We start from the raw sequence: 20,542 nt of genomic DNA, 5'->3' as shown, positions 1-20,542 counted from the left end.
ATAAAGACCCTCTCCATAGTTCTCGGACTTATGGAGAGGGTCTTTTTGTAGTTATAAATGATTTAGTGTTAATTTTAGATACAGGGTCAAAACTTAATGAGATAAAAATGGTACATAGATATAGTTATACTTTTACTATAAGAAGATTGGAGATCTTTAGGAGGTAGTTTCTATGTATCGTTGTATTGCTAAGTTAGAGATTGACCTAGAGGGGCTAAGTGAGTTTTATAGTGATGTAAGCGAATATGAAACACTAAATATGTACCAAATAATATCTGCTTGGTTACAGGATGATTTAGATGGACCTAATCCTGAAAAAACGGTGTTCGGTGTATCAGAATATGCTTTAAACTGGATGTCTGTATTGCCTGGAGATATTTCTTATCGTAACCTATTTGATATGGGGAGTTGTAAGGTTGGTAATCGTTATGAAAGTATTGATTATTTATATGCAAAATTTCTACAAACATTAGAGAATAGTAAACAGCTTGAACCTGAATATGAATCCCTATGTTTAAATCATATAAACGTGATGTCACAGTATATAGAAATTACTCTAACCTGTAGTCAAAATATAGACTTTATATTATTTATAAAACATTGGTTACGTAATTGTAGTACTTATAAACATCCGATATACTATAGGATAAAGGATGCATTTTATATTACGCTTTAACTATAGGAGAGAGCATATGAGCCAAGTTTTTAAACAAGATTTAACAGATACTTCAGTCCGACCAGGTGGTATTTTTTTCGTTGAGTTATTAATGCCAGCGCAGTGTGATATACCTGACCGCGATACAATGGTAGAGGTATTCACAAAGCATTTAGGCCCTGTTGATTGCTTTAGTTATGGCGCTGAATCTGCTGGTTTTGCACCTCAGAATTATAAGGTTCATTATGAAGATAACGATGCCGATATTCCACCGACCTTGATGGTGACGAATTGTGAGAAAATCGACAAACCTGTGCTCGATGATTTTGAGCGTAGTCAGGTTTGGGATTGTCCAAATGTAGATGAGTTGCTTGATGAGTGCCAATATAGAGTATTTGCTACCGATATGTTAGCGTCTGGTTTAGAGCCTAAAGAACGGGCTGATATGTTAGTAAAATATGTAGATGCATTACTAGAATTATATCCCTCTTGTAAAGCCGTTGTATTTGGACCATCTCGTAAGTTCTTAAGTCGAGAATCGATTGAAAATCATCCTGATAAAGAGGTGACTCGTTTCATGTATTATGCTGTAAATGTGCGTTATTTTAGTATTCAAGGTACCAATGATATGATGGTAGATTCTGTGGGTATGAGTACATTATTTTTACCTGATTTACAGTATCACTTTCACGGTGTAGATCCTAATCATGTAGTATTTCATGCTTATAATGTGTTGGATTATATTTTCGAACATGGTAATATAATAGGTGATGGGGAAACCATTGCGGGGTTACAAAATGGCGAGATGAATCAGGATATTCAGTGGAAGGTTCAATACGAGGATTCTTTAATCCAGCCCGTTCGAGAGGTTCTAGATATTAATATGGGTGAATACGCATCTGGAACTCGGTAGTTGTTAATCAATGAAAGGTGTGAGCATTATGAGTGATCAACGTGTTTTTGATATGGAACTTGTGAAAGTTGAGAGTTTGGAGAAAGCTGTTAGGACGCCATTTTATCAAACTGATTCCACAGGTGGTTCAGTATGGGTTATTAAACCTGGTCAAATCTTACCAAAACATTATCATCATCACTCTGATGATATATGGGTTATATTGCAAGGCAAGGGTGTATTTTATCCAACGCCTAATACAGAGGTGCCTTTTACAAAGGGGCAAGTTATAGTATCTAAAAAGGGTGAATGTCATGGTGCAAAAAATACTGGAACGGAAGATATTGTCTTTGTGAGTATCGTTGCTCCAGTGCCTGCTGATTATGATCCTGTTAAGACTAATTAATATGAAAGCACTTTATAGTATTTGGCTATCTTATGATAGAGATATATTTATACTATAAAGTGCTTTTTTATTTTATATAGTCATTCCTAGAGAATATATCTTTTTTCATTTAATATGCCATTATTTAGGTTCCACTATTCCTATTTAGCATCTCTATATTCTATATAATTCCATTGACAGAGGACTTTTGTTTTCTTAAGATAATAAGGTATGTAATATCTTAAGTAGTAGAAAGGAATTATATGAGCTCATCTACACCAGAGCCTCAAAGTGGGGCCATTGATTTCAAAGACTTTACGAAGCGGCGCATGCTACACGTAGTCTTACCATTATTTATTGTTTCTATTATTGCCTTTTTGGACCGTGTAAACATTGCTTATGCAGGCTTGACCATGAAGGAGAATTTACCTTGGTTAACGCCAGAGGTATTCGGTATGGGGGCAGGCATTTTCTTTATTGGCTATGTTTTATTTGAAGTGCCAGCATCGTTAATCGCTGCTCGTTGTAATGCTATGCATTGGGTAGCGCGTATCATGTTTAGTTGGGGCCTTGTTTGTATTCTTATGACGACGATGACCACAGAGTTGGAGTTTTATATTTATCGCTTCTTACTCGGTCTATGCGAAGCCTCTTTATATCCTGTAATTTATTCATTACTCATTCCAAATTGGTTCTTGCCGAAGGAGCGTGCAAAAGCGATTTCCTTGATGTTAACATCTTTATTGTTCTCTAACATCATCGGTGGCCCATTGGCAGGTATCTTGTTAGATACAACCTTCTTTGGTTTACATGGTTGGCGTACACTCTTTATTGTTGAAGCCATTCCTGCTGTAATCTTTGCTTTCATTTTCGCATTCTGGATGAAAGAACGTCCAGATCATGCATCTTGGGTAACTGATGCAGAAAAAGCGTATATTAAGGCTGAACTTGAAAAAGAAGAGCAACAAAAGCAAGCTGTAAAGAAATATACGACATGGCAAGCCTTAAAGGATCCAAAGGTATTGCGTTTAGCGTTAATTTACTTCTTATGGGTCATTGGCTTCTGGGGCTTTAGCTTCTGGATGCCTCAAGTTCTTAAAAGCTTATCCGGTTGGCCACCAAGTGTTGTGGCATGGTCTATTGCGATTCCAATGTCTGCTGCATTACTTGTACAAGTATATTGTGGTTATTCCTCTGAAAAGCGCAATGAAAAACGTTGGCATGTGGCAACTACATTGTTCATTGGTACTATTGGCTTTTTAGCGACACCACATAGCCCATCTCCAGAACTTAGCTTGTTGTTTATCTGCTTAACTGCTGTAGGTGTGTACGGCGGTATGGGTGTATGGTGGACAATGCCAACAACCTTCTTATCCGGTGCTGCTGCGGCGGGTGCGATGGGACTCATTAACTCCTCTGGTAACATGGGGGGCTGGGTAGGTCCTTACATGCTTGGTTTCATCAATGGTCACACAGGTAGCTTTGCTTACGGCTACTATGTAATGGGGGCTTGTATGTTCCTTGCTGGTCTATTAATTTTGACACTTCCAAAATCTATGGAGCATAAAGAGGATTAAGTAGAGTTATATTATAGATAACTTCATAGGAAAATATTTAACGAATGCTTCAATGGTGTGATTTTGGGTACTATTCAATTTTATGTTACAATTTACAAAATAGTATTATTTAAACTTGAGGAGACAGAATATTGAAAGAGTGTAGACCTAAGTTTGATGAAATTACATCATTTGATGAATTTAAAAAATATTATTGGTATCGTGATGAACTTTCACAAATATGTAAATCATTAGGATTAGAATATAGGGGAATAAAACAAGAACTCAATCATATTATTGAGCAGTACTTTAAAGGCAATTTAATTAAAAAATCATCAATAAAAAATAGAAAAAAACAAGTGGAAAATATTACTTTAGATACACCATTACTTGAATGTAATTTTTCTTTTAATACGAAGTTTAGAGAATATTTTTCTGATTTAACAGGTGTTTCACGATTTAAATTTAATGCTGATATGGCTACTGCTTGGAGAAAAGTAAAAAGTGAAAAAAATATAAGCTTTACTATTGGAGATTTGCTGAAAGTATATTATGGTGAATCAGATTATGCAAAGTATGACAATTCGGTTTGTCAATGGAATCAATTTTTTAAGGATTTTTGTGCAGACGAATGTAGTGGCAATTATTCGAATAAATTAAAAGTAGCATCTATTATTTGGAAAGAAGTTAGAGATTCAAAAAATGAAAAAATCTATTCAAAGGATCTTTTAAGTGAATATGCATATAAATTAGAAGCGTATCGCAAGTAGAAGCAACTTGTCATTGCAGAGACGTATGGGAAAACTAGTGATTAAATCTATAATAGAATAATGATAAAAGCACCTTATATCCTATGAAAAGAGTCATTTGTGATGACTTTTGTAGGTATATAAGGTGCTTTTATTTATTCTTGATTTCTTTATTGAGTTTATTTTGTTACATCAGGCACTTTCCCAGGATTCATATCGAGATTTAGATCTGTGGATTTGAATGGGTGTGGGTTTGCCTCTGGTGGTTGTACTTTGAGTTCTGGGTGCAACCATTGTAGTTGTTTTAGTTCCCAGTCGTACTTGGCACCATCATTTTGTAGTTGGCGAATATCCTTAAAGACATCATCGAATTGGTCGCTATGTTTATTAGCCATCCCTTCTAGGATGTATAGACGACCAGCCACACTATTGACGGAAGCTCCATCATGGTCTTCATCGACGCGCCATTGTAATTCTGAGATTTGTATTTGCTGGAAGATTATGACAATGACCAGCACGATAATAACGCCCCACATGGGTGTTTCTTTAGCTTTCAAAAGGGCCCGCAATTTAGATGCGAGCCCAGATGGTTTAATCATTATTGACGATCCTCGAGTTGTAATCCAGGTAATGGCAATTTGGAATTTACAAAGTCTAACCACAAGCGAGAAGCGTGGGAAAGGTAATGACCTTTTTTCCAAATAACGTAAAGTGTATGAATGATTTCTGGTACGAGTGGACGTACAACGACCTTCGAACCAACCTCAGTGTTTTCACCAACCTCAGGGCAGAGGCGAGATGGCAACAATGCGATAGCAAGGTCTGCACTAACTGTTTGCAACATGAGATCACGTTGGCTTGTTTCGAATACGATATGAGGTTGGAAACCAGTATGTTTACAAGCTTTGATGATTTCGTCATGCAAGTTAAAGTCGTCTTTGTGCAATACGAAGGATTCATCAGCTAGCATTTCTAAACGAATTTCTTTTTCTTTCGCTAGAGGGCTAGATTTTGGAACGATAACAGAAAGTGGGTCACTAGTGAGGTAGAAGGACTCAAATTCTTTAGGATTTGGTTTCGTACAAATGATACCAATATCAATTAAGCCTTCTTGAACACTAATCTCAACTTTTTTAGAACCTTGTTCATAAAGTTCTAGTTCGATTTGTGGATATACTTTTTTGAACTCCCCTAAAAGCTGTGCAAAGATAGGTGCATCGGTAATTGGTGGAATACCAATTCGGATGGAACCTTGCTCCAAACGAAACTCGTTTTCAAAATCGGTTTTAAGATGTTCAAACATAAATACTACGCGTTTTGCGTGGGTTAAGAAGATGGTACCCCCATCAGTAAGTTCTACAGATTTAGCATTACGCATGAAGAGAACAACACCAAGTTCGTCTTCTAAAGCCTTAATAGTACGGCTGATAGCGGATTGGGAGATGTGCAAATTCCGCGCAGCTTTACTAAAGCTTTTTTGATCAGCTACTTCAACGAAGTATTTCAAATGATGAAAATCCATAATTAACCCCCTAAAAATAAAACTTGGTTATAGGAAGTGACCTAAACTAAATGAGAATAGTTATTACTATAACGCAATTAGCTATTACTTTATGTAAAGCATGGATAGCAATATTGGCAAAGCGACAGTCACTGTATGTGTTGCGTTGATAGGGCCCAGCACGTTATAATGTGCTTATAGGGCTATATCAAGTTATGATATTAGGAATTATGGTTGTGCCCACTACAAAAGTATGTTCACACATAATGCCATATTATATATAACATATATATTATTGCATTATTTTTTCATGTGCGCAAGTTTGTAATGGTTGTTATTCCTAAACATAATGATAGATTAAGCAAGTGTTCTATTTTTGCTAAATGCTTAAGGAGGCAATAATCACATGAGTCGTAAATTTAAAACTATGGACGGCAACCAAGCGGCTGCTCACGTTTCTTATGGTTTTACAGAAGTTGCTGCGATTTACCCAATCACTCCATCTTCCCCAATGCCAGAACACATTGACGAATGGGCTGCGTCTGGTCGTAAAAACATTTTCGGCAACACTGTTCAAGTTGTAGAAATGCAATCTGAAGCAGGTGCTGCTGCCGCAACTCACGGTTCTTTACAAGCTGGTGCATTAACAACAACTTTCACATCTTCCCAAGGTTTGTTATTGATGCTTCCTAACTTATATAAAGTAGCAGGTGAATTACTTCCAGGTGTATTCCAAGTAGCTGCTCGTGCATTGGCTGCACATGCTTTGGCTATCTTCGGTGACCACCAAGACGTAATGGCTGCTCGTGCAGCTGGCTGCGCTATGCTTGCTGAATCCTCTGTACAAGAAGTAATGGACTTGTCCGCTGTAGCTCACTTGACAGCTATTAAAACTCGTGTACCTTTCATTAACTTCTTCGACGGTTTCCGTACATCCCACGAAATTCAAAAAATCGAAATCTGGGACTATGAAGATTTAAAACCATTGGTTGACATGGACGCTGTTAAAGCTTTCCGTAAAAACGCTTTAAACCCAGATGCTCCTGTAACTCGTGGTACTGCAGAAAACCCTGACGTTTACTTCCAACATCGTGAAGCATCCAACAAATTCTACTTGAACGTTCCTGACGTTGTAGAACACTACATGAACGAAGTTAACAAATTGGCTGGTACTAACTACCAATTGTTCAACTACCATGGTGCTCCTGATGCAACTGACGTAATCGTAACTATGGGTTCCTCCGCTCAAGTAGTTCAATCCACTGTTGACTACTTAAACAAATTGGGCCGTAAAGTTGGTTTCATCAACGTTCACTTGTTCCGTCCATTCGCAACAGATCGTTTGTTGAAAGCTCTTCCTCAAACAGTAGAACGCATTGCAGTTCTTGACCGTACTAAAGAACCAGGCGCTTTGGCTGAACCATTGTTCTTGGACGTACAAGCTGCTGTAATCGACGGTGGCCGTAACGTAAAAGTTATCGCTGGTCGTTATGGTTTGAGCTCCAAAGACGTTATCCCTGCAGACATCGTAGCTGTATTCGATAACTTGGCTGCTGAAAACGGCAAGAAATTCTTCACATTGGGTATCAATGATGATGTTACATTCTTGTCCTTAGATCGTGCTGAAGGCGTAGAAGTTGAAACTCCTGGTTTGACTGAATGTAAATTCTGGGGCTTCGGTTCTGACGGTACTGTAGGTGCGAATAAATCCGCTATCAAAATCATCGGTGACCACACTGACATGTATGCTCAAGCATACTTCGACTACGACTCCAAAAAGTCTGGTGGCGTAACAATGTCTCACCTTCGTTTTGGTAAAAACCCAATCAACTTGCCTTACTTGATTACTGAACCTCAATTCGTAGCATGTCACCGTCAATCCTACGTACATGAATACGACTTGATCCGCGGCATCAAAAAAGGTGGTACATTCTTATTGAACTGTACTTGGTCTCCTGAAGAATTGAACGAACATTTACCTGCTAAATTACGTCGTCAAATCGCAGAAAAAGAATTGAACTTCTACATCATCAACGCTGCGAAAATCGCTTCCGAAATCGGTTTGGGCGGTCGTATCAACATGGTAACTCAAGCTGCATTCTTCAAATTGACTGAAATCATCCCTGTAGATGACGCTGTTAAATACCTTAAAGAATCCGTAGTAACTTCTTACGGTAAAAAAGGTCAAAATATCGTTGACATGAACAACGCTGCTATCGATCAAGGCGTTAACGCTTTGGTTAAAGTAGATGTTCCTGCTGACTGGAAAAACGCTGTTGATGAAGGCGGTCACGCAGTTAAACCTGGTTGCGAATCTTGCCCATCCTTCGTTCAAAACATTGCACAACCAATCAATGCACAAGCTGGTTATGATCTTCCTGTATCCACATTCGCTGGTTACGAAGACGGTACATTACCTGCTGGTACTGCTAAATACGAAAAACGCGGTCCTGCATTGTTCGTTCCAAAATGGTTACCAGAAAACTGTATCCAATGTAATCAATGTTCCTTCGTATGTCCACATGCTACAATTCGTCCAATCTTGGCAACTGAAGCAGAAGTGGCTGCAGCTCCAGAACATTTCGATACAATCCCTGCATTGGGCGCTAAAGACCTTCAATTCCGTATCGCAGTATCCCCATTAGATTGCTTGGGTTGCGGTAACTGTGTTGATATCTGTCCAGCTCCTAAAGGCAAAGCTATCGTAATGACTTCCATCGATTCCGAAATCGAACAAGCTGAAGCATGGAACTATGGTGTTAACCTTCCTGTAAAAGAAAACCCTATGAAGAAGGAAACTGTTAAAGGTTCCCAATTCGAACAACCATTGTTCGAGTTCTCCGGTGCTTGCGCAGGTTGTGGTGAAACTCCTTACGCTAAATTGTTAACTCAATTGTTCGGCGATCGCATGATGATTGCCAATGCAACTGGTTGTTCCTCCATCTGGGGTGCTTCCATGCCTGCATCTCCATACACAACTAACCAACAAGGTCAAGGTCCTTCCTGGGCAAACTCCTTGTTCGAAGACAATGCTGAGTATGGTTATGGTATGTTCATCGGCGTTAAGAAAATCCGTCAACAATTAGTTGAAGTAGCTTCTAAAGCTGTAGAAACTGCTACAGGCGAATTGAAAGCAGCTTTGGAACAATGGATCGAATTCGCTAACCTTGGTGCAGCAACTCGTCAACGTTCCGAACGTTTAGTAGCAGCTATCGAAGCTGAAGGTGCTACAACTCCAGAATTGAAAGAAATTCTTGAGAAAAAACAATTCTTGATCAAACGTTCCCACTGGATCTTCGGTGGTGACGGCTGGGCATACGATATCGGCTTCGGCGGTGTTGACCATGTATTAGCTTCTGGCGAAGACATCAACATCTTCGTATTCGATACTGAAGTATACTCCAACACTGGTGGTCAAGCTTCCAAATCCACTAATATCGCAGCAGTTGCTCAATTCGCAGCTTCTGGTAAACGTACTAAGAAAAAAGACCTTGGCATGATGGCTATGTCTTATGGTTATGTATACGTAGCACAAGTAGCTATGGGTGCAGATAAAAACCAATTGATGAAAGCTGTTGCAGAAGCTGAAGCATATCCAGGTCCTTCCTTGATCATCGCTTACAGCCCATGTATCAACCACGGTATCAAAGCTGGTATGGGTAAAGCTCAAGAAGAACAACGTAAAGCAGTTGCAGCTGGTTACTGGAATCTTTACAGATACAACCCTCAACTTAAAGAAGAAGGTAAAAATCCATTCTCCTTGGATTCCAAAGAACCAACTGAAAACTTCCAAGACTTCCTTAAAGGTGAAGTTCGTTACGCTTCCTTGGCTAAAGCAGCTCCAGATGTTGCAGAAGAATTGTTCGCTAAAACTGAACAAGACGCTAAAGATCGTCGCTTAAGCTATGTTCGCTTACAAAAAGGTTTCGAAGACGTAAAATAATTCGTTATTTAACGACTAAGAACTGATAAGAGGCACCCTCTCGAGGGTGCCTCTTTTGTATATAAAATTATATCTTCCATATGTTTGAGTCTATCTTACATTAATAGGGGCACGTCATGAATCTGTTATTCCTATGTTACTAATGCTTTTACCATAGGTAATATATTAGGAATTTGATATAATATTAGATAGTTATGCAGTTATACGTAAGTATATTGCATTGTTACATTGATAGATAACTAGGTAATTTTAATCGTAATATAGAGGTGCTTATGGCTAAGGATAACCAACAGATCACAACAGATGATATGCAACAAACAATATATAAAGAGTTAGGCTATAAATCCTATCCATTTCCATTTACAACACCTGCGTATTTAGAAGCGTATGGTACACTTGTAGGTCTTAATACTCCGCCTGCAAAGACAGCTCGTGTCCTTGAATTAGGTGCTACCTATGGTGGAAATATTATTTCTCAAGCTGTACATAATCCAGAAGCGACCTTTGTAGGTATAGAGCTTTCTCAAGATCAAGTAGAGAAGGGAAACAAAATTATTAGTGATGCTAAGTTGGATAATGTATCTCTAATTCAAGGGGATATTATGAACTTTGATGAGACCTTAGGAACCTTTGATTATATTATTGCCCATGGTTTTTACTCTTGGATTAGCGATGAAATGAAGGATAAGTTGCTTGATATTATATCCCATCATTTGGCTGATAATGGCATTGCATATGTATCCTATAATACATACCCAGGTTGGCATACGATGGAAGAGGTGCGTCAGCTCATGCTATTTGCTAATCGTGATCATGATGAATTAACACATAAAGAAAAGGTATTGCGCGGTAAGACTGTGGGCAGCTTAGTAGGTTCTCAAATTCTTAATTATGACAACCTTAAGGAACGTAATAGTAAATTCTTAGGCGCTTTGCGTTCTGTTATGCAAAAGGATGATTATTATGTAGGTCATGACCATTTAGAGCCTCATAATGATCCATGTTACTTCTATCAATTCAATGATCATTTGAAAGCTCACAATCTTACATATGTATGTGATGCAGATTTGACATTATCCATGGTTCGTACCTATGATGAAAGCATCGCCGATAAGCTTGAAAAATTGGCTCCTAATAGCCAAGCGGATCAAGAACAATATTTAGACTTTATGCTTGATACAACATTCCGCAAGTCTATTATTTGCAAAGAACGTGCTGCAAAGGATATTAACTATGATGTAGCTAATCCAGATAAGGTGAATACAGTACCTGTACGGACTATCGTAAATAGTTTTGTATTCCAAATCCTCTTTGATGAAGAAGCATTAGAAATGTTTGAAAATGACCTTGTACGAGATACATTCAAAGCGCTTATTAAAGATGGTGGCACTTTCAATATGATTGAAGCTCTTGCCATTTTAAAAGCTGCTCATGATGCTGCTAATGCCTCTGAAGATGATTTAGAACCAGCTGTATGTAGTTTGTATAAAGCTATCGTTGAACATATGGTACGGGGGGGTATTCGCTTCTATAAAACATTCCCTGATAAACAGGAATATATGGAAGGCTTATCCTATGTACCAGCACGTTTTACAAATTTTGTGAAAGCTATTGCTGACGGTGGTAGTGAATATATTTATGGCGCAAACATGTTCAATGATGCCATTGGTGATATTTCCGAAGAGGATTTATTGTTTATGGAATTGTTGAATAAACCTAAAGCTAAATCTACATTGATCAAGAAGATAAAGGATTCTCTCTTTAGCGCTGACAAGGCCCAAACTGGTAAGCATCAAAATGCCATGGCGGAAGCCTTCTATAATGAATTAACTAAGCGTATGGAGCAATTAGGCTTTATTAGAAGTAAGAAAACTGATGGTCTTTCTTAATCTATCGCTAGAATTCTAAGAATATATTTTGAGGTTCATATAATCTTCAGAATAAACATAAAACCCATTATACTTATAACATTTATGTGTATTAAGTAGTAATGGGTTTTTATTTTATATAATTTAATTTAATCTTTTTTTAATAATTATTACATTTAGTTATTTAATATTGCTGAATAAGTATAGTAAATCGATAAAATTAATGAGAAATAAATGAACCATATATGAAAAGTATGGTATACTATGTATGGGTATTTTTGTGAACATCATCCTGTGTGTTGTGGATGATATTATATATTGTATTAGTTACAATGTTGTTTTTATTGTATTATTTGTAAAAGGAGTCTTTTATGGCATCTAAGAAGGCCGTTCTAGTATATATACTAGAAATCCTGAAAAGTGAAACGGATGCTAATCATACTTTATCTCAAGAAGAGATTCGCAGTATATTAGCCGAGCGGTACGAGGTATCCGTCGATCGGAAGACCTTAGGCCGTCATTTAAATGATTTATATGAATCTGGTGATTTTGGTATTCAATGTGAAGAGTCTGCCGTAGGAGCGGATGGTACTATTCGCCGTACTGATTTCTATATGATTCATACCTTTGAAGATTCAGAATTGAGATTATTAATTGACGGTATATTGGCGTCTCGTCATATTACCGCATCTCAACGTAAGGATTTAATTAGTCGTGTTGCTAAATTGGGTAGCTCTCATTTCAAGCCCCATGGTATTGATATTGAAAGTGCTACGGGTTACCTTCATAGAAGTCAGGACTTATTCCTTAATATTGATCTCATAGAGGAAGCAATACAAAAGGGGAGAAAAATTTCCTTGGCTTATTGCCAACCTGACGTGGATAAACGATTACATATCAATCTCGGTCCAGATAATAAGGAGCGAAAGTATGTATTCAATCCATTCCAACTAGTTATGAATCGGGGACACTATTACCTAGTTGGGAACCATGAAAATTATGATGACATGTCTACATTGCGTGTCGATCGAATTGCACATATTACGGTGCTGAGCGAACGTAGAAAACCTTTACGGGAGATAAAGGGTTATAACCAACAACGCACCTTTAATGTATCACAATATGTAAAAGAACATATTTACATGTTCGGCGGTGAATCCGTTACCGTAAGTTTTAAGGCAAAGCGGTCTATTGTAAACCAAATTTTAGATTGGTTCGATGGCAATGTGGAATTCACCAACGTCACATCTGATGATGTTGTATGTCGTGTACGTGTAAATCATGATGCCTTTAAGTATTGGGCACTTCAATATATGCAAAGTGTGAAAGTACTTTCACCAACATCCTTGGTAGCAGAAGTGAAAGAAGCTATTAAGGAAGGCTTAGCACAATACTCATAATAAAAGAGCTAGTTGATCGTTGAATCAACTAGCTCTTTTTTTATGTATGTTATTTTAAACGTCCGATTTCTAATTTATAGAACATGCATTTTTTCTGCTTCGCGATAGTCCTTAAGAACTGGACGAGGAGGTAATTTACCCATGATACTCACTACATAGATAGCGATGGAAGAGAAGAGGAAGCCTGGTACGATTTCGTAAAGGCCGAGGAATCCAAATTGTTTCCAAATAAGAACGGTTAAACCACCTACGACGATACCTGCGATACAGCCATGACGTGTCATACGTTTCCAGAATAAGGAGAACAAGATAGCTGGACCAAAGGCAGCACCAAAACCTGCCCAAGCATAGGCAACCATGGTTAAGATGTAGCTATCTGGATCCATTGCCATATAGATGGCTATTAATGCAACTAGTAGTACTACGATACGACTTACTAGTACTAGCTCCTTATCACTCGCTTTAGGATGAATGATATTCGCATAGAAGTCATTAGAAATGGCAGAGGCTGTTACTAATAACTGGGCAGATGCGGTACTCATGATAGCTGCGAGTACGGCAGACCAGATGAGACCTGCTACAAATGGTGTAAAGAGGCGTTCTGTCATGATGAGGAATACAGTTTCTGCATCAGTGCCTACTAATACATCAGGCAACATATATACGTGACCGATGAGGCCTACAGCGATGGCTGCCATAAGGGATAAGATAACCCAAACCATGGCGATATTTGTAGATTTCTTAAGCTCTTTCGCATCGGAGATAGCCATGAATCTTACGAGGATATGAGGTTGACCGAAGTAGCCAAGACCCCAACCAAGAGAAGAGATTAAGCCGATAGCCCATGTGAACCAGTCGGATGGATCACCAAATAGGCTAAGTCCTTGAGGAAACTCGTGTTGAATGAGTTGGAATGTTTCAATAGGACCACCCATAAACATGGCAGCTGTAATTGGTACCGCTAAGATAGCGAAGAACATCAATGCCCCTTGGATACAATCTGTCCAAGATACGGCGAGGAAGCCGCCGAGGAATGTGTAGAATACGACGATACCCGCTGTAATAAATAGAGATACAGTGTAATCAAGACCAAAGATGGTGTTGAACAGTTTGCCACCTGCTACGAACCCTGATGATGTATAAATCAAGAAGAAAATCAAGATAAATAGGGCGGAGATAACGGCTACCGAATGAGATTGATCGTGGAAACGATTTTTCAAATAGTCCGGTAAAGTTAAACTGTCACTAGCTACCTCAGTATGGTTACGCAAGCGTCTAGAAACAAACTTCCAGTTTGCCCATGTGCCTAATGTGAGACCTACGGCAATCCATACACCAGAAATCCCTGTAGTATACGCTAGGCCAGGCACACCCATGAGCATCCAACCACTCATATCTGATGCTTCTGCACTAAGTGCTGTGATCCATGGTCCTAGTTGTCGGCCACCGAGAATGTAATCACCGATGCTGTTAGATTTCCTGTAATAGTAGACCCCGATATACATCATGAGTCCTAGGTATAAGGCAAAGGCGATGATAATCATTAAGTTGTCTTGTGTCATGCCTATATAAGACCTCCTTAGGTTGTAGTTCTATTCTATAGTATTATAAATAATTCCTATTGTACCATATATTAGCGCTTTAGAGTGTAAAAATTTCGTGATATTACGTAGTTTCTATGCAAATTTTGAAGATTGGTTTTCTACATATGCATTAGACGTTGGACTAATAAATCGTTTATACTAATAAGCCCAATGGCATATGAAATATGTTAAAATATAAGAATGGAAAAACGATATTTCGTGTTTTGTATACGAAATTTCGTCATTGATAGTCGTAATTATGGTCTTGTATGTATATTTCTGGAACGTGAAAGGAGGTACCTATGGAACAACAGCCAGCTTCAAAACAAGCTATTGCATCACAGTTGGTCGAGATGAAGCAACAAGCTATGATGAAACAACAGGCATTACGGATGTTGGAAACCTACTTTGGGTATACCTCCTTTAGACCGGCTCAAGAGGCGCCCGTTGCATCCTTGTTACGTAACGAAGATGTAATTGGCATCATGCCGACGGGGGCTGGCAAGTCTATCTGTTTCCAAATTCCTGCTCTTTGCAAGCCGGGCCTTACTATCGTGTTTTCGCCGCTCATTTCTCTTATGAAAGACCAAGTAGATGGTCTATTAGTGCAGAACATTCCGGCGGCACTCATTAATAGTACCCTTACCCAAGCGGAGTTTAATAAGACTATGTATGAAGTACGCAGTGGTAAAATTAAGCTGTTATATATTGCACCAGAGAGATTAGGTTCTAATTTCTTCTGTAATGTTCTGCGAGCATTGCCTATAGCCCAAGTCATCGTTGATGAGGCTCACTGTATTTCTGAGTGGGGCCATGACTTTAGACCGTCCTATCGTCTCATTGGTGAGTGGCTTAACTCTTTGCCGAAGAGACCTATCGTAGGTGCTTTCACAGCAACGGCGACGAAATATGTAGAAAATGATATAAAAAAACTATTAGGTTTAGATAATGCGAATGTATATGTAACGGGCTTTGACAGACCTAATTTATCCTTCTCTGTCATCCGTACACCAAAGCGCATGGATTACGTAGTCCATTATGTGCGTCAACACGCTAACGAAAATGGTATTATCTACTGTGCAACGCGCAAGGATGTAGATCGGGTGTATGAAAATCTAACCCGTGCAGGCATTAAGGTAGGTCATTATCACGGTGGGCTCAGCGATGAGGTGCGCCGTGAGATGCAAAACGCCTATGCGGATGATAAACTACAGGTTATGGTGGCTACCAATGCCTTTGGCATGGGTATTGATAAGAGCAATGTGCGCTATGTGTTGCATTACCAAATGCCGCGAAACATGGAGTCCTACTATCAAGAGGCGGGCCGTGCAGGTCGCGATGGAGCCCCTGCAGAATGTATTTTGCTCTACAGCGGGCAGGATGTACAGGTTCACAAGTATTTAATTGAACAGTCCATCGAAACGCCTGAGAGACAAGAGGTGGAACTTCGCAAGTTACAATCCATGATTGACTATTGTTTCTGCAGTAATTGTTTGCGTAAATATATGCTTAACTATTTTGGTGAAAGCACCGTTTGGACCACATGTGACAATTGTAGCTCCTGTAAAGGTTCTGCCGATAAGGTAAATGTAACGAAAGAGGCGAAGGCCATCTTCCGTGCCATTATGGGGACTGATGAGCGCTACGGCGCATCTATGATTACCTCTATCGTGCGCGGTGAGCGAACTGATCGCATCATGCGCGCAGGACACGATGCATTGCCTGTTTTTGGTCTATTGAGTAATGTAGACGAGAAATCGATTAAGGGCCTTATTCAACAATTTGTGGCCTCTGGCTACTTGCGTAGCTCTACAGGTAAATATCCAGTACTATCTTTGACGGCTGGTGCTGAAGAAGTCCTTGCTGGGCATAAAGAGGTAGAGGAAATCAGACAACATGTGTCTGTACCGTCTTGCACTAGTAGGTCTACATCTACTGTGGCGCGAGGAAAATCTAATTCCAGTGCAGGTGGCTTATTTGAACACTTGCGACAACATCGTAAGCGTTTAGCTGAAGAGGCCGGTCTTCGACCATATCTTATCTTCCCTGATACAGTGCTGATTGACTTAGCTAATTTACGACCAACCACATTAGGCGAGTTTGGCAATGTTAAGGGCGTAGGGGAAGCAAAATTGAAAAAATATGGCCTCAGTTTTTTACAGGCCATTGCAGAATATAAGGGATAATAAATTTTACTGTATATATGGTAGTGCTATGTATTTTTTAGTATGATAGTACTATATATTGTAAGACAGAATGTTAGTGTTATTCGACTTAGTATACATAGATTTAGGGGGATATATGAGTCTAGCAGATACACAATACCTCGGTATTATTGAAAATATTTTAGAACATGGTACATATGGTCAAAATCGTACGGGCATTGCGACCTATAAATTACCTCATCAAATTATGCAATTCGACTTGCAAGAGGAATTTCCCATTTTGACTACAAAATTTGTAGCTTTCAAAACAGCGGTAAAAGAATTGTTGTGGATTTGGCAAATGCAATCTAACGATGTACGTAAATTACAAGAAATGAACGTACGCGTATGGGATGAGTGGATGCGTGAAGACGGCACCATTGGTAAGGCCTATGGTTACCAAATTGCAAAGTATAAACAATTAGACAATCTCATCAAGACTATCAAGGAAGATCCTGATAGCCGTCGTATGATTGTAACCTTATGGAATATTGAGGATTTAGATGATATGGCGTTACAACCATGTGCATATGAAACATTATGGGATGTAGCTGATGGCCATTTGAATTGCATGCTCATTCAACGCAGTGGAGATATGGGCCTAGGCGTTCCATTTAACACGGCTCAATATGCAGCATTACAATGCATGATTGCGCAGGTAACAGGTCTTAAACCTGGTAAATTTACCCATGTTATTAACAATGCTCATGTCTATGAAAACCACGTAGAAGCATTGCGTGAACAATTAGCACGCCGAGATCAAGCGTTGCCGGCGCCAAAAATTGTAGTAAATCCAGACGTGAAAGATTTCTACGATTTCACACCGGAGGACGTTACATTAGATGGCTATGAACATCTGGGTAAATTGTCCATGACTGTTGCTGTATAGCATTGTATTCATGACCATTGCTAAATAGTATTACATTTATGACTGTTGCCATATAGTATGAATCGAAAGAGGGCAGTATGTTAGCATTAATCGTAGCCGTAGCACATAATCGTGTGATTGGTAAAGATAATACCTTGATTTGGCACTTGCCGAATGATTTGAAATTCTTTAAAGAGAAAACTACAGGTCATGTCATCATTATGGGCCGTAAGACCTTTGAAAGCTTACCGTTCTTGTTGCCAAATCGTGAGCACTGGGTGATTACCCGTGACAAAGGCTTTGATGCGCCTGAAGGGGTTAGGATTTTCCATAGCCCTGAGTCGGCTGCAGAAGCGGCGCGTGCTCTTGATGCGGCCTTTGTCATCGGTGGTGCCCAAGTATATGAGGCTTTCTTGCCTTACGTAGATACGATGTACATCACAGAAGTAGACCATGAATTTGAAGGGGATGCATTTTTCCCAGAGTTCCCAGAGGATACTTTCACCATTGAATCCGTTGTAGACGGCATTGTGGATGAAAAGAACAAATATCCTCATCGTTTTGTAACCTATCGCAGAAAGGCATCTAAATGAGTGAAAGAATGTTTGCCATTATCGGCAGTGAATTAAATGTTAAGCCAAAGCAGGTGCAAGCTGCCGTAGAATTATTGGACGAAGGCAATACGGTGCCATTTATTGCGCGTTACCGTAAAGAGGTGACAGGCGAATTACAAGATGAGCAATTGCGCACCATTGAAGAACGCATTAAATACTTGCGCAATTTGGAAACACGTCGTCAAGAAATCATTGCCTCTATTACAGAGCAAGAAAAGATGACTGACGAGTTGATGAAAGCCTTAGAGGCTGCCACAAAGCTTCAAGAATTAGAAGATTTGTATTTACCGTATCGTCCTAAGAAACGTACGCGCGCTATGATTGCCCGTGAACGTGGCTTAGAGCCGTTGGCAGAAATGATCCTTAACGATACAGTTACCTCTGGTGATCCATTAGAGATTGCAAAAGAATATGTAACAGAAGAGGTGCCAACCCCAGAAGATGCTATTCAAGGTGCGTCTGATATCGTAGCGGAAATCGTTAGTGATAGTGCTGACTTCCGTGCGTACTTGCGTAAAAAGATGTGGAACGAAGGCTTTATTCAAGCTGAGTTAACCGGTGATGAAGAGGTACAGCAACAGTTCTTGCAATATGCAGAATATGCCGAGCCTGTTCGTCAAATGCCGTCTCACCGCATCTTGGCGGTTAATCGCGGTGAAAAATTAGGTGCGCTGAAATTAGCTCTTACTGTGCCTGGTGATACCTATGTAGCGTACATGGTACAAAAGTTGGAGAAAAATCCAAAGTCTATCTTCGCAGACTATAAAGCAGCGGCCGTAGCAGATGCATATAAACGTTTAATTTTCCCTGCTCTAGAGCGCGATATCCGCAATGAGTTGACGGAAAATGCGGATGAACAAGCTATCAAGGTGTTCGGTGTAAACCTTAAGAACCTATTGTTACAACCACCTTTGGCAGGCCATGTTATTATGGGCCTTGACCCTGGCTATCGTACAGGCTGTAAGATGGCTATCATCGACCAACAAGGTAATGTGCTAGATTACGGTGCCTACTATTTAACTAATAGTGAAAAGCTTCGCAAGGAAGCGCAAAAAGTGTTGGCTGATAAAATCCGCAAGTTCAAAGTTACCCTATTATCCATTGGTAATGGTACTGCATCCTACGAAACAGAGCAGTTTGCATCTACCATGATTGAAGAGGAAAAATTAGATTGCCACTACATCATCACCAATGAAGCAGGTGCATCTGTATATTCTGCTTCTAAATTGGCTATCGATGAATTACCAGATTTAGACGTAACAATTCGCGGCGCCGTATCCATTGCGCGCCGTGTACAAGATCCATTGGCTGAATCTGTTAAAATTGATCCTAAATCTATCGGTGTAGGTCAATATCAACATGACGTCAATCAAAAACAATTGACTCATACCTTAGATCAAGTAGTTGAAACTGTAGTAAACCACGTTGGGGTAGAGCTCAACACAGCATCTCCAGCTATCTTGCAACATATTGCAGGTATCTCTAGTACGGTGGCTAAAAACATCGTTGCATACCGTCAAGAGAATGGCGTATTTAAAAGTCGTAAGGAATTGCTAAAAGTACCGCGTTTAGGTCCTGCAGCGTTCACACAATGTGCTGGTTTCCTTCGCTTGCAACACGGTAAAAATCCACTAGATAATACATCTGTCCATCCTGAGTCCTATGAATTGGCAGAACGCATTATTGGTGAATTGGGCTTTACCTTAAAAGATTTGCAAGATAAGGCGCAACTAGAAGCGTTACAAGTGAAATTACCGCTCGTTGATGCGGAGAAAATGGCCGCTAAACTTGATGCGGGTGTACCAACTGTACGAGATATTCTAGCTGCTTTGGCAAAACCAGGTCGTGACCCTCGTGAAGATTTACCGGCACCGCTTACGAGAAAACATGTAGTAAGCCTTGAAGATATCAAGGTCGGCACTGTGGTAAAAGGTACGGTTCACAACGTAGTTGACTTTGGTGCCTTCGTAGACTTTGGCCTTAAAACTAATGGTCTATTACATCGCAGTGAATTATGTAATAGCCGTCAACATCCATCCGATGTATTAGCTGTAGGCGATATCATCGAAGCTCAAATTATTTCTGTTGATGTAAAACGTAATCGTATCGGTTTATCTGTAAAAGCATTGCAACCAGAAAAGCCAAAGAATAACGATAATAACCGCAATAGAAATAATAATGGTCAACGTCGAAACAACGATCGTAATAATAACCGTAACAATGGTGGTCGTCAAAATAATAGAAATAATGACAACCATAAGTAAAAACTATTATTGACTAAAAGTCATCATATAGAAAACCGCATCCTCTATGGTGTTAGAGGG

The 20,542-nt window shown here is 39.4% G+C and carries 15 protein-coding genes; 12 read left to right on the top strand and 3 right to left on the bottom strand.

Features of this window, described 5'->3' with window-relative positions; genetic code table 11:
* Positions 1–172: 172 nt before the first annotated feature.
* From ACSV5T_RS02750 to ACSV5T_RS02730, 5 genes are all read left to right on the top strand, one after another.
* Complete coding sequence (locus ACSV5T_RS02750; RefSeq protein ID WP_438320254.1) at positions 173–676, top strand: hypothetical protein; 504 nt, start codon at positions 173–175, stop codon at positions 674–676.
* Between the two features lie 16 nt (positions 677–692).
* Positions 693–1,568: a DUF4261 domain-containing protein gene (locus ACSV5T_RS02745; RefSeq protein WP_438320252.1), complete on the top strand. Its 876-nt coding sequence runs from the start codon at positions 693–695 to the stop codon at positions 1,566–1,568.
* Positions 1,569–1,596: 28 nt separating this feature from the next.
* Positions 1,597–1,953, top strand: a complete 357-nt coding sequence (locus ACSV5T_RS02740; protein ID WP_257847371.1) for a cupin domain-containing protein — start codon at positions 1,597–1,599, stop codon at positions 1,951–1,953.
* A 242-nt stretch (positions 1,954–2,195) separates the two neighbouring features.
* Entirely contained in the window at positions 2,196–3,509 is a 1,314-nt protein-coding gene (locus ACSV5T_RS02735; protein WP_438320250.1) for an MFS transporter, read from the top strand.
* Between the two features lie 131 nt (positions 3,510–3,640).
* A complete protein-coding gene (locus tag ACSV5T_RS02730; RefSeq protein ID WP_302498696.1) occupies positions 3,641–4,258 on the top strand; it encodes an SAP domain-containing protein in 618 nt (205 codons plus the stop codon).
* Positions 4,259–4,416: 158 nt separating this feature from the next.
* Here ACSV5T_RS02730 and ACSV5T_RS02725 read toward each other — a convergent pair whose 3' ends face one another.
* Positions 4,417–4,836, bottom strand: a complete 420-nt coding sequence (locus tag ACSV5T_RS02725; protein WP_298698005.1) for a hypothetical protein — start codon at positions 4,834–4,836, stop codon at positions 4,417–4,419.
* A complete protein-coding gene (locus ACSV5T_RS02720) occupies positions 4,836–5,759 on the bottom strand; it encodes a LysR family transcriptional regulator (protein WP_105089649.1) in 924 nt (307 codons plus the stop codon). Before ACSV5T_RS02720 ends, ACSV5T_RS02725 begins: the two co-directional genes overlap by 1 nt.
* A gap of 385 nt (positions 5,760–6,144) precedes the next feature.
* Here ACSV5T_RS02720 and nifJ point away from each other — a divergent pair, with 385 nt between their 5' ends.
* The 3 genes from nifJ (at position 6,145) to ACSV5T_RS02705 (ending at position 12,949) form a co-directional block, all read left to right on the top strand.
* Complete coding sequence (gene nifJ / locus ACSV5T_RS02715; protein ID WP_438320247.1) at positions 6,145–9,681, top strand: pyruvate:ferredoxin (flavodoxin) oxidoreductase; 3,537 nt, start codon at positions 6,145–6,147, stop codon at positions 9,679–9,681.
* A gap of 272 nt (positions 9,682–9,953) precedes the next feature.
* The gene (locus ACSV5T_RS02710) at positions 9,954–11,570 is read left to right on the top strand and encodes a methyltransferase regulatory domain-containing protein (RefSeq protein ID WP_438320245.1); all 1,617 of its coding nucleotides are present in this window, start codon (positions 9,954–9,956) and stop codon (positions 11,568–11,570) included.
* Positions 11,571–11,920: 350 nt separating this feature from the next.
* Positions 11,921–12,949 carry a helix-turn-helix transcriptional regulator gene (locus ACSV5T_RS02705; protein ID WP_195186645.1) on the top strand — a complete coding sequence of 343 codons (1,029 nt, stop codon included), beginning with the start codon at positions 11,921–11,923 and terminating at the stop codon, positions 12,947–12,949.
* Between the two features lie 74 nt (positions 12,950–13,023).
* Here the strand turns inward: ACSV5T_RS02705 and putP are convergent, their stop codons facing one another.
* Positions 13,024–14,511, bottom strand: coding sequence for a sodium/proline symporter PutP (gene putP, locus ACSV5T_RS02700; protein WP_295824810.1), 1,488 nt, complete (start codon positions 14,509–14,511; stop codon positions 13,024–13,026).
* Between the two features lie 323 nt (positions 14,512–14,834).
* On the opposite strand from putP, the gene recQ reads away from it, so the two are divergent.
* The 4 genes from recQ (at position 14,835) to ACSV5T_RS02680 (ending at position 20,482) form a co-directional block, all read left to right on the top strand.
* Positions 14,835–16,718, top strand: a complete 1,884-nt coding sequence (gene recQ, locus ACSV5T_RS02695) for a DNA helicase RecQ (protein ID WP_438320243.1) — start codon at positions 14,835–14,837, stop codon at positions 16,716–16,718.
* 115 nt (positions 16,719–16,833) lie between these two features.
* On the top strand, positions 16,834–17,625 hold the full coding sequence (locus tag ACSV5T_RS02690; protein ID WP_295869116.1) for a thymidylate synthase: 792 nt from the start codon (positions 16,834–16,836) through the stop codon (positions 17,623–17,625).
* Positions 17,626–17,702: 77 nt separating this feature from the next.
* Complete coding sequence (locus ACSV5T_RS02685) at positions 17,703–18,197, top strand: dihydrofolate reductase (protein WP_438320241.1); 495 nt, start codon at positions 17,703–17,705, stop codon at positions 18,195–18,197.
* Entirely contained in the window at positions 18,194–20,482 is a 2,289-nt protein-coding gene (locus tag ACSV5T_RS02680) for a Tex family protein (RefSeq protein WP_438320240.1), read from the top strand. Before ACSV5T_RS02685 ends, ACSV5T_RS02680 begins: the two co-directional genes overlap by 4 nt.
* The last annotated feature ends 60 nt before the right edge of the window (positions 20,483–20,542 follow it).

The organism is Veillonella sp. ZSJB6, from assembly GCF_051549505.1.
In the GTDB taxonomy this organism is placed as follows: domain Bacteria; phylum Bacillota; class Negativicutes; order Veillonellales; family Veillonellaceae; genus Veillonella.
The sequence above is the reverse complement of the archived record's forward strand: the minus strand, read 5'-3'. Positions and strand labels throughout refer to the sequence as shown.

What these genes read in the sequence shown, in the direction of transcription:
- ACSV5T_RS02690 (WP_295869116.1), top strand. Translation starts at nt 16,834, where the DNA reads ATGAGTCTAGCAGATACACAATACCTCGGTATTATTGAAAATATTTTA.
- ACSV5T_RS02740 (WP_257847371.1), top strand. Translation starts at nt 1,597, where the DNA reads ATGAGTGATCAACGTGTTTTTGATATGGAACTTGTGAAAGTTGAGAGT.
- ACSV5T_RS02710 (WP_438320245.1), top strand. Translation starts at nt 9,954, where the DNA reads ATGGCTAAGGATAACCAACAGATCACAACAGATGATATGCAACAAACA.
- ACSV5T_RS02680 (WP_438320240.1), top strand. Translation starts at nt 18,194, where the DNA reads ATGAGTGAAAGAATGTTTGCCATTATCGGCAGTGAATTAAATGTTAAG.
- ACSV5T_RS02705 (WP_195186645.1), top strand. Translation starts at nt 11,921, where the DNA reads ATGGCATCTAAGAAGGCCGTTCTAGTATATATACTAGAAATCCTGAAA.
- ACSV5T_RS02750 (WP_438320254.1), top strand. Translation starts at nt 173, where the DNA reads ATGTATCGTTGTATTGCTAAGTTAGAGATTGACCTAGAGGGGCTAAGT.
- ACSV5T_RS02745 (WP_438320252.1), top strand. Translation starts at nt 693, where the DNA reads ATGAGCCAAGTTTTTAAACAAGATTTAACAGATACTTCAGTCCGACCA.
- ACSV5T_RS02725 (WP_298698005.1), bottom strand. Translation starts at nt 4,836, where the DNA reads ATGATTAAACCATCTGGGCTCGCATCTAAATTGCGGGCCCTTTTGAAA.
- ACSV5T_RS02685 (WP_438320241.1), top strand. Translation starts at nt 17,703, where the DNA reads ATGTTAGCATTAATCGTAGCCGTAGCACATAATCGTGTGATTGGTAAA.
- ACSV5T_RS02720 (WP_105089649.1), bottom strand. Translation starts at nt 5,759, where the DNA reads ATGGATTTTCATCATTTGAAATACTTCGTTGAAGTAGCTGATCAAAAA.
- putP (WP_295824810.1), bottom strand. Translation starts at nt 14,511, where the DNA reads ATGACACAAGACAACTTAATGATTATCATCGCCTTTGCCTTATACCTA.
- ACSV5T_RS02735 (WP_438320250.1), top strand. Translation starts at nt 2,196, where the DNA reads ATGAGCTCATCTACACCAGAGCCTCAAAGTGGGGCCATTGATTTCAAA.
- nifJ (WP_438320247.1), top strand. Translation starts at nt 6,145, where the DNA reads ATGAGTCGTAAATTTAAAACTATGGACGGCAACCAAGCGGCTGCTCAC.
- recQ (WP_438320243.1), top strand. Translation starts at nt 14,835, where the DNA reads ATGGAACAACAGCCAGCTTCAAAACAAGCTATTGCATCACAGTTGGTC.